The 12,222-nt window shown below is 45.0% G+C and carries 10 protein-coding genes; 1 reads left to right on the top strand and 9 read right to left on the bottom strand.

The annotated features are described in order from the left end of the window. Positions 1-80 precede the first annotated feature (80 nt). Positions 81-2,396: a helix-turn-helix domain-containing protein gene (locus LWH95_RS15810; RefSeq protein WP_232919952.1), complete on the top strand. Its 2,316-nt coding sequence runs from the start codon at positions 81-83 to the stop codon at positions 2,394-2,396. Positions 2,397-2,436: 40 nt separating this feature from the next. On the opposite strand, the gene LWH95_RS15805 is transcribed toward LWH95_RS15810, so the two are convergent. From LWH95_RS15805 to bioW, 9 genes are all read right to left on the bottom strand, one after another. Next, a complete protein-coding gene (locus LWH95_RS15805) occupies positions 2,437-3,933 on the bottom strand; it encodes an extracellular solute-binding protein (protein ID WP_148982186.1) in 1,497 nt (498 codons plus the stop codon). Positions 3,934-3,956: 23 nt separating this feature from the next. Further along, positions 3,957-4,817 carry a carbohydrate ABC transporter permease gene (locus LWH95_RS15800; RefSeq protein ID WP_072181993.1) on the bottom strand — a complete coding sequence of 287 codons (861 nt, stop codon included), beginning with the start codon at positions 4,815-4,817 and terminating at the stop codon, positions 3,957-3,959. A gap of 207 nt (positions 4,818-5,024) precedes the next feature. Continuing rightward, entirely contained in the window at positions 5,025-5,786 is a 762-nt protein-coding gene (locus tag LWH95_RS15795) for an NAD-dependent epimerase/dehydratase family protein (protein ID WP_232919951.1), read from the bottom strand. Between the two features lie 76 nt (positions 5,787-5,862). Beyond that, positions 5,863-7,050, bottom strand: a complete 1,188-nt coding sequence (locus LWH95_RS15790; protein WP_232919950.1) for a cytochrome P450 — start codon at positions 7,048-7,050, stop codon at positions 5,863-5,865. 68 nt (positions 7,051-7,118) lie between these two features. Next, the gene (gene bioB, locus LWH95_RS15785; protein WP_133486400.1) at positions 7,119-8,126 is read right to left on the bottom strand and encodes a biotin synthase BioB; all 1,008 of its coding nucleotides are present in this window, start codon (positions 8,124-8,126) and stop codon (positions 7,119-7,121) included. A 2-nt stretch (positions 8,127-8,128) separates the two neighbouring features. Then, positions 8,129-8,824, bottom strand: a complete 696-nt coding sequence (gene bioD / locus LWH95_RS15780; protein WP_003237977.1) for a dethiobiotin synthase — start codon at positions 8,822-8,824, stop codon at positions 8,129-8,131. Then, positions 8,821-9,990, bottom strand: a complete 1,170-nt coding sequence (gene bioF, locus LWH95_RS15775) for an 8-amino-7-oxononanoate synthase (protein WP_232919949.1) — start codon at positions 9,988-9,990, stop codon at positions 8,821-8,823. Before bioF ends, bioD begins: the two co-directional genes overlap by 4 nt. Continuing rightward, the gene (gene bioA, locus LWH95_RS15770) at positions 9,980-11,326 is read right to left on the bottom strand and encodes an adenosylmethionine--8-amino-7-oxononanoate transaminase (RefSeq protein ID WP_232919948.1); all 1,347 of its coding nucleotides are present in this window, start codon (positions 11,324-11,326) and stop codon (positions 9,980-9,982) included. Before bioA ends, bioF begins: the two co-directional genes overlap by 11 nt. Next, positions 11,316-12,092: a 6-carboxyhexanoate--CoA ligase gene (gene bioW / locus LWH95_RS15765; RefSeq protein WP_232919947.1), complete on the bottom strand. Its 777-nt coding sequence runs from the start codon at positions 12,090-12,092 to the stop codon at positions 11,316-11,318. The genes bioA and bioW overlap by 11 nt, the downstream gene beginning before the upstream one ends. Between the last annotated feature and the right edge of the window lie 130 nt (positions 12,093-12,222).

Raw genomic sequence — 12,222 nt, 5'->3', positions numbered from 1 at the left:
CACCGATATTAGAAAATGATTATTGACAATATCTATCAATGTTTGGATTAATTGTATTAAGGTGAAGTGGATGTTATGAAATGGGGGGTTTTATGAAAAGAAGCCAATACAAGTTTTATTACAAACTGATCACGTTTTTCTGTCTGCTCAGCACCATTCCGGTCATTCTGGTCGGATTGTTTTCGTACGAGCACTCTCAGAAAACGGCTATCTCCAACGTTTCGGAGGAAAAACTCGACACACTTCAGCAGACCCAGCAAAGCATCGAGCATATCTTGAAAACCGTCGATCACTCTTTAACCCACTATGTGAGTTCGCCGCCTCTCCTTCGCACACTGTCCAAGCCTTTGCACTCTGACCAATTTCAAATCTATAACCAAGTGAACCAAGAACTCAACTATCTGCAAAGCTTTGATACCGACCTGTCTAACATGACGCTAGTCAGTTATATGAAAAAATGGTACATGAACAATTCGGGCTTGTACCGCTTGAATACAGACTCTCTTCATGAAGCAGCCGCAGCGTACACGCAACACAAAGCGAGCCGCTCGTATTGGACACTTGAGGAAAACAATCATTTGATTTCGACAAAAGAAGGCACATCAGACAACTGCCGCTACAATATCAATTTGATTAAACAGCTTCCTTTAAACAGCACAAATACAAAGGGATTGGCCGCCGCAAGCATCCCGAGCTGTTCGCTGGTCAAAAATATGCCTGACTATTCAAATGCCAACAACCTGTTTATCATTGATGAAAAAGGCCGCATCATCCTGCATAACAACATGTCTGACATCGGTGAATCTCTTCCAAACGACGACTTTGTCCAAAAAATGCTGGCGCAGACCGCCAAAAGCGGACAGTTTGAAACAGTCATAGACCGGATTCAATATAAAGTCACCTATCAAAAATCAGACTATAACACATGGACTTATTTTTCTCTCGTTTCCTTGCCTGAATTAAAAAAAGAAGCAAAATCAATCGGCTGGATCACCTTTACAGTATGCTTTATTTTGTTAACGCTTTCATTATTGTTCTCTTGGCTTGGCTCCCACCATTTTTACAAGCCGATCAAAGTGCTTTACGAATCATTCGCAAGACACGGTGCCATACAAGAGAAACAGCCGCCTCAAAATGAGTTTGAGTTAATTGAACAGAGCTTTAAGCAGCTGAAAGACAGAAATGACGACCTTGAAGAAACGATGAAACAGCAGGCGACTCATTTACAGCAATATTTCATGGTCAGGCTCATGCTTGGAAAACTGACGGATGAGGAGGTCAATAACCGCTTTGAAAGCCTCGGTTTAGAGCAAAATTGGCGGCATCTCGCCCTGCTTGTGCTTCAAATTGACACGCTGAATCATACGCCTTATGAGAAAAAAGATATGGATCTGCTTTTGTTTGCCGTCAACAGCCTGATTGAGCGCAACATCCCGGCGGACAAGCATCTTGCCCCCGCCGTTGTGGATAAACAGCAGGCAACCATTTTGATCAACCAGAACGGGACGAAGGAAGCGTTCATGGCTGAGCTGAATGAGACTGCGCGGATGATTCAGGAAAAAGCGGAAGCTGAGCTGCAGCTGTCTGTCAGCATCGGCATCAGCCAGCCGTTTGATGTGCTGGCAAAGGCAAAAACAGCCTATGCAGAAGGCTCAGAAGCGTTGAAATACCGGCTCAAAGCGGAAAACAAATCGATTATCTTTTACGAAGACCTTGATCAGAAAAAAACCTTCAAAACCCATTTTCCAAAGCAGCTTCAGCATGAGCTGTTCGATGCCGTCAAAGCGGGGGACAAGGAGAAAGCGAACAAATGCCTGCACGCGATTTTACAATCCATCTTCACCCAAAACACCAACCCGTACCAATTCCAAATCGCAATTGCCCGCTTTTTGAATCATGTGATTGAGCTGATGCATGTGCTCGGGATCGATTTATTCGAGCTTGAAGAAAACAAAATGCTGTATGACCAAATTTTTGAGCTGAAAACGTTCGAGGATACCGAAAACTGGCTCAAAAATGAGTTCATTGATCCGATGACAGACAAAGTAAACGCCCGCGCGGATGCCCAGTACAAAAATATTTCCGATAACATCATTCATATCATCCACCACGAGTTTGAATCCGATTTGACACTGGATGAAATCGCCCGCAGGCTGCATTACAATCCAAACTATTTAAGCAGCATTTTCAAAAAAGAAATGGGCATTTCATTCAGCGAGTATGTCTCCGGCTACCGCCACCATATGGCGAAAAGCTGGCTTGCCGAAACTGACATGGCGGTAAAAGACATTGCCGAAAAGCTGAAATACAAAAACTCGCAAAACTTTATCAGATCATTTAAAAAGCTGGAGGGGATTACACCGGGAAACTATCGCCAGCAAAAAAGAAGCATGTAAAAAACCCAAAACAGCTCGCGCGTTTTGGGTTTTTCCAATGTTATTTTGTTTGTTTAAACGCTTCTTCGTATTCCTGAATAATCTGCTTTCCACCGCTTGACTCCCACTTTTCCACTTCTTTATCAAACTGGCTTTCTGTGATGTCTCCTATCATATATTTATAGGTCGCGTCATCAATGATTTTCTTCAGTTCATCTCCCCGCTCCGACTCCGCGGCGGAGTACAGGCTTTCAGCAGGGTTTGAGACGATGATCTTTTCATTGTCTTCCGTCAGCTCCTCGTACGCCGTCCGAAGCGGATCCCCAGTATTTTTTAAGTAGGCTTTATCAATGGCGATTAAGGCGGACAGCGGCTGAATATCAGTCTGCCAGTCTTTCACCTGGCTTTCCTCGCGTGTGAACGTTTTGCCCTCTCCTTTGTTGTAATGAACGCCGTCAATGCCGTAAGTCATCAGGCTATAGGCGTCTTCTTCGGCAATTCGGTCAAAAAACGCCAATATCCTTTTAAGCTCAGCTTCCGTTTTCACACTCGTTTTCGGGAAAGCAAACAAGCCGTTATGGCCTCCTGATGCCCACACCCGCTCTTTCCCATCTGGTCCTTTTATGCGGTTGATGATTTCAAGCTTCATCGATTTATCGGAGGCATGGTCGCGCAGATTAACCGCATCTACCATATTCCCAATATAAATGCCGGCTTTTCCTTGAGAAAACAGCTCCTGCTGCTGGGTTTTGCTTGTGACGGGAAAATCCTTATTCATATAGCCGTTGTCACGCAGTTTTTTCATATAGTTCATTGTGTCTTTGTATTCTTTCGTCATGAAATCAGGCGTGAATTTGCCGTTGGATTCCTTCCAATCTGTCGGCATGCCTTCATACGAGCCGAGCGTTTTAAACGCGCCGTAAATTAAGTCATTGCGGTCTGTCAGCCCGAATGTATCGTCTTTTCCATCCTTGTCCGGATCGTCCTCCGTAAACGCTTTGGCCACTTTATAAAGTTCATCAAGCGTTTCCGGCGTTTTCAAATTCAAATTGTCGAGCCAGTCCTTCCGAATGACGATGCCCTGTCTGGATAGCGGACGCTCTCTGTATATCCCGTAGAGCTTACCGTCGATTGTTACGTTTTTATTAATGAGTTTGTTCATTTTGCTTAAGTTCGGATAATCTTTGATATAATCGCCAATCTCCCAGAACATTCCTGATCTGAAGGCATTCATGACTGACGAATTTTTAATATCTTGGATGGTCACGATTTGCGGAAGATTGCCGGCTGCAAGCGCCGCATTCAGCCTGTCTTCTTTCACCGCATCCGGAACCCAGGTGATGTCCAGTTCTGTATTTGTCAGCTTTTCAATTTCTTTAATCGCCCTGTCTTTCGGCGGCTGCTGGTGATACAAAATCGCCATCCAAGACAGCTTCACCTTTGAATCCGAGTCAGCTTTGCCTTCAGCCGAAGACTGATCAGCCCCTTTACAGCCCGCCAGCACTCCGCCAAATGCAAGTGCAAGCACAATCAAAAACACCCTCCATTTGTTTCCCATCGTACCCCTCCGTTTCGTATTCTTTATCCTTTGACAGATCCCAGCAAAGCTCCTTTTGCAAAATGCTTTTGTATAAAAGGATAGACAAGCAGAACCGGGATGGTCGCCACCACAATCACGGCCATTTTAATGGTTTGCTCAGGCGGCGGGCTGCCCGACCCCATTTCTGACATATCCCCCTGCATCCCGCTTGATACAATCACGATTTGGCGCAGAAGCACCTGAATCGGCCATTTAGCTGAATCATTTAAGTACAAAATCGCCGTCATATACGTGTTCCAATATGTTACCGCATAAAATAGTGAAATCGTTGCGATCGCAGGAAGTGACAGCGGCAGCACAATTTTAAAGAAAATGCCCAGGTCATTGCATCCGTCAATTTTCGCGGACTCCTCCAGGCTCGCCGGGATATTTTGAAAAAAGTTTTTCAGAATGATTAGGTTAAAGGCATTAATGGCTGTCGGCAAAATGAGGGCCCAGTAAGAATCAAGCAATCCGAGTGATTTGACTACAAGGAAAGTCGGAATCATGCCGCCGCTGAAAAGCATCGTAAATACAACGAGAAACATGAGCGGCTGCCTGCCGATTAAATCACGACGGGATAATCCGTAAGCCATCAGTGAAGAAAGAAACATGCTGACCGCAGTGCCTATCACTGTCACAAACACAGAAACAAGCAAACTCTTATAAATAATATCTGTTGAAAAAATGTAACGATAAGCATCAAGCGAAAAAGTGGTCGGTATTAAAATGAATTTTTTCGACACGACTTCTTCTACTGTGGCGAAGGATGCTGCGATGACATGAATAAACGGAAGTACGCATATTAAAGCGAACATCAGCAAAAACCCGTAAATCAAAATATCAAACAGGCGACTTTTCAATGAATGTGCGATAGCTCCCACCTCTCTTTTGTAAGCGTTATCATTCTTTTCTGAACGAGCTGCAGCATGTGACGATATCGTGTCTAAAATGTAGCAAATCTGTGATTGCCATGTCTATAATCATTTGAACAGAGTCCCCGGCCCGGCGGGGACTGCCGTGGATTAAAACCGATGACAAAAGAAAAAGAGCATAATCTTAGAAAATGATTATGCTCCGTTCTCTTCCTCATTCAGAAGCTCGGCTGTATTGATTTGTGGTGAAAAACCAAGTTCATTGACAGCGGATTCAATGGACCATGGCCGGCCCGGATTGTCAGAGACAGCGTAATAAGTGCCGTACCGGATATTGGTTTCAATAGCGGCTTTGAAAATCGACAGCAGATCGGGATGAGAAAGCAGTGTCTTTTTCGTCCGTTCTTTTTCATGCAGCGTATCCATTTCATCAGTGACAACTGTTCCAATGCGAAGATTGATCACTGAAAGCTTATTTTCCAAATAAAACAAATGGCCGATCTGTTCCGAGGTCAGCTTTAATACACCGTACAAGTTTTTTGACAGCGGATAATCGCTTGTTGTGATCTCCCGTCCTAAGAGCGAACGCCCGTCTTTTTCGTATACATCTGTGACATGATTGCTGCTGGCGAACACGAGCTTTTCAATGCCCAGCTCCGCTGCGGCGCGGCACAGATAATAGCTTGCCTTATAGAAAACATCCGTCATTTTCTCAAATTCAGCGATGTCCATGACATCGTATTTGATTTTGACAGCCAGTAAATTCAAGATTACATCAGTGTCTTTCGGAATCTTCTTTAACAGCTCAGCATAATTTGCTGCGTCAGCTTGAATGGAAGAGGCTGTGCCATTGAAATGATCTTTATCAAGCACTGTCACTTCATAATCTGATCTAAGCCCTTCAGCCAGCAGTCTTCCAATTACACCATTTCCGCCGGCGATCAGCACTTTTTTCACTGTGTTCACTCCCCTTTTTTATAGATTGCCCATTTTCAGCGGGGCTGACACTTTTTTTGGCACTCACATGCTAGGTTTATTCAAAAGTCACCGGCAGCTCTTCAAGCGCCCGAAAGCCAAAAAGCGGCCGGTACCGCCATTCAGAATCAGCCAGTTTAAGGCCGGGCATTCGCTGCAGCAGGGTATTGACCGCAATTTGTGCTTCTAATCGTGCCAGCGAGGATCCTAGGCAAACATGATGGCCATGCCCGAATGAAAGGTGAGGATTAGGGCTTCTCGTAATATCGAAGACCTCGGCGTGCGCAAATATGTTTGGATCTCGATTGGCAGCCCCTAACAAAAGATAGACTTGTTCCCCTTGACGGATCGTCACCCCGCTGATGTCAATATCTTCCGATGCAACTCTGGCTGTCATTTGCGTGGGGCTTTCATAGCGTAAACATTCCTCAACAGCAGTGCCAATAAGATCTGGGTTTTCTTTTAGCTTCAAAAGCTGTTGTGGGTGCTGCAGCAGGCAAAGAATTGAATTGCTGATGAGATTGACGGTTGTCTCATGTCCGGCGATCGCCAGTAATATGCACGTAGATGCCGCTTCCTCTTCCGTCAGCTTATCCTTTTCTTTCCCTTTCAAGAGCATACTGATCATATCCTGCTGCGGATGCCGTTTTCGCTTTTGAATCAGCTCTCTAAAATATGCCATAGCCTGTACAACGATATGATTACCCTCTGTTAATGCCTTTCTTGACCGGGTAAAATCAATCGTTTGAATGAGACTCGCAGCCCATTCTTTTAATTGCTCCCTATCTTCCTTCGGTACACCTATAATGTTGGCTATGACGAAGCTTGCTAAAGGAAAAGCAAAGTCCGAAATCACCTCCATCTTTTTTTCACCTTGCACTCGATCGAGCAAATGATGGACAGTTTCATCGATATACGGACGATAACTCTCTGCCATTCTCGGAGTAAACGCTCCGCTGGCCAGCGTCCGCAATCGTCTATGATCAGGCTGATTCTGAAACAGCATCATCTGGCTTTGCACATGCTGAAGATCCTGATATTTGATTGACGCCTTAGGGAGCGGGGGACGGACTTTGAATCTGGTATCTTTCAAAATAGCTGCTGTTTCTTCATATCCTGTGACATACCAGCCCGGGTATTTCAAGAAACTCCCTTTATATATAGGATGAATAGCGCGCAATATTTCGTAAAAAGGATATGGGTTTTTCAAAAACTCAGAAGATGCAGTTGGAAATGCAATTGTCATGTGATCTTCTCCTTTCTGTTCAAAAATAAAAGCAATCGACATCACACCGATTGCTTTTAGTGATTCTCTCAGCTTTTCGCACTTAAACTGGCCTTCATTTCTTCGACTGATTCGACTTCAAAGCCTAAATCATTCAGCATTTTATGGTCCTCCGTCTCCTCCTGCCCGGCAGTTGTTAAGTAATCTCCGACAAAAATGGAGTTAGCGGCGTAAAGCCCTAATGGCTGCAATGAGCGGAGATTGACCTCTCTTCCTCCAGAAATGCGGATTTCTTTTGACGGATTGATAAAACGGAACAGCGCCAGCACTTTTAAACAATAGAGCGGGTTTAATTCGTTGACGCCTTCTAATGGCGTGCCGTCAATCGCATGCAAAAAATTCACCGGAATGGAATCCGCGTCAAGAGCCTTTAAGCTTTTTGCAATATCGATGACGTCCTGTTGCGTCTCCTTCATCCCGATAATGGCGCCTGAACACGGAGACAGCCCCGATTCTTTTGCGAGTTCGACTGTATTGACCCTGTCATCGTATGTATGTGAAGTCGTGATGTTTGAATGGTTTCTCTGTGACGTATTCAAATTATGATTATAGCGGTCTACTCCGGCTTCTTTCAGCCGCTTCGCCTGCTCCGGCTTTAACAGTCCGAGACACGCGCAAACCTTCAGTCCATACGTTTCTTTAATTTCCTGCACCGCGTCTACGACCTGATCCACTTCTCTGTTTGAAGGTCCCCTGCCGCTTGCCACGATACAATATGTGCCGATATTCAGATCGTGCGCCCGCTTTGCGCCTTCCAGAAGCGTTTCCTTATTCACCATCCGATAAGCCTGTATCGGCGCTTTTGAAATTGAAGACTGTGAACAATAGCCGCAATTTTCCGGACAGAGTCCTGATTTCGCATTCATAATCATATTGAGCTTCACTTTTTTTCCATAAAAGTGTTTTCTGATTTGAAAAGCCCCGTGCATCAAAAGCAAAATATCTTCATCTGGACAGTTTAATATCGAAAGCGCCTCTTCGTCGGTCACTTCTGCTCCTGCCAGCACCCGGTCTGCGAGTTCCATCCATTGATTCATTCTCATACCCCCACTTGATTCATCAGTAATGATAGATTGATATGGTCTTTTACCATATGAAGAACCGTTTCTTTCGTAACGTTGGCAAGCTTCGGCGTAACCCCTAAAATCGGCACACCGCATAAGCGCTCAATCATCTCAGGATTGGTTTTTTCATCATCATCAGGAGAATCACTGATCCCATTGATGACAATTCCGGCGATTGGAAGACTCATACTTTTCGCATATTGGACAGTTAAAAAGGTATGATTAATTGTTCCGAGATGAGGCCGTGCCACAATGATCATGGGAAGCTGCAACGCTTTTATGACATGACTGACTAAAAAATCCTCTCCCAACGGCACAGATATACCGCCCGCACCTTCTACGATGAAGCATTCATGTTTTTCTCTTATCCGCTCCCAATGGCTCAAGACCTCTTCCATGGTGACAGCCTTTCCCTCCAGCTTTCCTGCAACGTATGGCGCAAGCGGTGCTTTGAAGGCAAAAGGCGTAATGTCTTCATGAGAAAGACTCGTCTGCGACGTCTCTTTCAGCAGACTAGTGTCGCTCTCCGGATGATGACGAGAAATACCGCTTAAAAAAGGTTTAAACACCCCGACATCTCTGTTATGTTCTCGCAATAAAGCGGCAAGACCGCTGGATATAACCGTTTTCCCCACTTCTGTATCTGTTCCTGTCACAAAAAAACCCCTCAAATGATGTGCAGCTCCTTTCCAATTGAATGAAATGATGTCAGCAAATGATCAATATCACTCGCCCTGTGGTCAGCAGTAATTGTTAACCGGATCCGGCTTTCACCTGGCGGTACGGTTGGCGGCCGAATGGCAGGGGCATAAATCCCTTTGTCCTGCAGCTTTTCAGCAAATGTGACCGTTTTACAGGCATCGCCGATGACCACAGGAATAATCGGCGTGTGATCCCCCTTTACCAAATAACCCATGTTCTTCAGACTGGTTCTGATCATGTTGATATAAGAAATTAAAAGCTGACGTTTTTCCCCGCTGGTTTCAATGATGTTGAAAGCCTCGTGAGCCGCCGCACAGCTGGCTGGCGGAATAGCGGTTTGAAAGATAAATGTTCTTGCATGGTTCAGCAAAAAGTCGATGAAGACCGCTGAACCTGCAGCAAAACCTCCTTCTGTACCGACAGCTTTGCTTAAGGTGCCGATCACAATGTCAGGACAAACACCAAAGTATTCACTCGTTCCTCCTCCTGATTCACCCAAAACACCTGTGGCGTGGGCATCATCAACGATTACGAAAGCATGATAGCGTTTGGCAAGTGAGATGATCTGATCAAGAGGGGCTATCGTGCCATCCATGCTGAATATTCCGTCTGTAACGATAAAACGGCGCTGATAACGCTGTGTTTCATTCAGCTTGTTTTCAAGATCATCCATATCAATATGCTGATAAACAACTGTATCAGCCTTAGACAGACGGCAGCCGTCAATCATACTTGCATGATTCAATTGATCACTTAAAATGACATCTTCTTTTTCTGGTAATGATGAAAGGACACCGACATTGGCCAAATAACCGCTCGAAAACAGTAAAGCCGCTTCTGTCCGTTTAAAGCCGGCAATCTTTTTTTCAAGCTTTTCATGCCAGACCGAATTGCCCGTCGTTAAACGTGATCCGCTGCTTCCCGCCCCAAATTGCTGCAGTGCCTCTTGGGCTGCAGAGATCAAGCGGCTGTGGCTAGCGAGTCCTAAATAATTGTTTGAGGACCAGACCGTTTGATTCTTGCCATCAATTTTCCTCTCTGGAATCGGAGCCCCCTTCATTGTCCGCAGGTTGCGGTAAACGCCGGCTTCCTTTACCCTGTCTAATCGCTCGTTTAACCAGGCGTCAATCTTCAAGACTGGTAACCTCTTGGATCGCTTGTTTCATAATGGCAACCATTTCCGCGAGCTCTTCAGCTGTGCTGGCGAGAGGAGGCAGAAATGCAATCACGTCCCCCAGCGGCCTTGTCAGCATGCCAAGCTCTCGCATCTTTAAGGAAACTTTGTATCCAACCCGCCGATCAGCAGGGTAAGCCTTTTTGGTTTTCTTTGACTGAACGAGCTCCGCGCCGCACATAAAACCAAGCTGCCGAATATCCCCAACATGAGGAAGCGTGTGCAGATCTTGAAGAAGGCAATGGAGCTTTTCACTTTTTTCTGCTACTTGTTCCACAATGTTTTCAGATTCAAATAATGCCAGATTTTCAAGCGCAACCGCACAACCAAGCTGATTTCCTGTATAGGAATGGCCATGGAAAAAGGTTTTTAGGTTTTCATAATCATCATAGAATGCCTTATAGATGTCTTCAGTGGCAAACGTAACGGCGATTGGCAAATAGCCTCCTGTAATGCCTTTGCCGGCAGCCATCAGATCAGGCTGGACATTTTCGTGCTCACACGCAAACATTTTTCCGGTACGGCCAAAGCCTGTGGCGACTTCATCAACGATCATTAAGACATCGTATGTTGTACATAGCTCGCGCACGCCTGCCAAATATCCTTCCGGCATCACGATCATACCGGACGCTCCTTGAACCATTGATTCAATGGAAAGCGCGGCAATTTCCTCATGATGTTCCTCGAGCAGCTGTTCAAGCTCTCGCAGGCACTCATCACGGCACTCATCAGGATCGCCGCTTTCAGAGCGATACACATAAGGAATCGGAGCTTTGTAACTATCAAACATTAACGGCCCGTATACGTGGTGGAACAGTTCAATTGAACCGACACTGACGGCGCCAATCGTATCACCGTGATACCCATTTTTCATTGCGATAAATTTTTGTTTCTCAGGTCTTCCGATGTTCTTCCAATATTGAAACGCCATTTTCAAGGCTATTTCCATCGCCTCTGCGCCGCTGTCTGAATAAAAGACTCGCGTGAGCTTTGTTGGACTGATGTCGATTAAAGTTTCGGCAAGCTGAGTTGCAGGAACGTTGGTCATACCCAATAACGTGGAGTGCGCGATTTTTCCGAGCTGCTTTTTTATCGCGTCATCTAATTCCTTTTTGCGATGCCCGTGGACATTAAGCCAAACAGAAGAAAAACCGTCATAGTATTCCTTGCCGTATATGTCTTTGACTTTGATTCCAGTGCCGCTTTCGATGATTAAGGGGTTTTCATCATAATCTTTCATTTGGGTAAACGGCAGCCAGAGGTGCTTTTTGCTTTTTTCTATCAAATCATAAGTCATGCTCTTCCTCCCACTCTATCAAAATAGGCTGCTTCTCCAGATCATGTATGTACGTGTTTACATCTTTGGAGCCATCAATAAAAAAGATTCGGCAGCCCTCTTCTGTCTCGTATTCTTTCATTGCTGTAATACGCTGATAGCCCATTTTCTTACCCGCAACGTAGCCTGTTATGTAATCAGGGTCATCTGACCAGCATAATTCTGCAACGGCTGCCGGGTGCTGACTGACCTTTGAAGCGAGTGCAAGTGCCTCTTTTATTCTTGAATGTGCCGGCACGTGACAGTGAAGCGCCCATTTTTCAAAATTGGCGTCCGGCCAATCCATTCTGGAGGCACGCACCCCTTTTTCTTTTGTTTGATCGAACCGCTTGCCGGTGTGAATATCAAACACCACAGCTCCCCTGACACCCGACCATTCAGGGATTTGTTCATATACTTTTTCAATCACTTTTCGCGGAACGCCTTCTCTTTCCAATAACAATCGAGCAAGCTTTTGTCCCTCTTCCGGGCAGCTCACTTCATTCGTATGCACAGGCAATGGCTGAATGGTTTTTAACGGTTCATGTACCTCTTCAAATTGAATTTGCATAAAATCAGGTTTTCCTCTTGAATGGGATAACCCTTTTTCTAATAAGGCATTGATTGTACGTTTCATCTCATGGAAAGGAATAAGCCGTTCTCCGCCGGATATATGCTTTCCGCCGTCTTCATGAGATCCATTCATAGAAGCCCTCATTCTGACACTATAAAATGTTTCTTCTTGCATCGTTTCTCGCCCTTTCACTGATAACTGAAGAACGTGTATTACATCCTATTCTAATTGTTAACCGATTATAAATAAAGGTTAACAATTAGAATATTATTATTCACATATGATTCTGTCAATATAAGAAATC

It is taken from the genome of Bacillus sp. G16 (assembly GCF_021282335.1).
Classification (GTDB): Bacteria; Bacillota; Bacilli; order Bacillales; family Bacillaceae; genus Bacillus; species Bacillus inaquosorum.
Note: the sequence above shows the minus strand (reverse complement) of the source record. Positions and strands in the feature narration are given on the sequence as shown.

What these genes read in the sequence shown, in the direction of transcription:
- LWH95_RS15810 (WP_232919952.1), top strand. Translation starts at nt 81, where the DNA reads ATGGGGGGTTTTATGAAAAGAAGCCAATACAAGTTTTATTACAAACTG.
- LWH95_RS15805 (WP_148982186.1), bottom strand. Translation starts at nt 3,933, where the DNA reads ATGGGAAACAAATGGAGGGTGTTTTTGATTGTGCTTGCACTTGCATTT.
- LWH95_RS15790 (WP_232919950.1), bottom strand. Translation starts at nt 7,050, where the DNA reads ATGACAATTGCATTTCCAACTGCATCTTCTGAGTTTTTGAAAAACCCA.
- bioB (WP_133486400.1), bottom strand. Translation starts at nt 8,126, where the DNA reads ATGAATCAATGGATGGAACTCGCAGACCGGGTGCTGGCAGGAGCAGAA.
- bioA (WP_232919948.1), bottom strand. Translation starts at nt 11,326, where the DNA reads ATGACTTATGATTTGATAGAAAAAAGCAAAAAGCACCTCTGGCTGCCG.
- bioW (WP_232919947.1), bottom strand. Translation starts at nt 12,092, where the DNA reads ATGCAAGAAGAAACATTTTATAGTGTCAGAATGAGGGCTTCTATGAAT.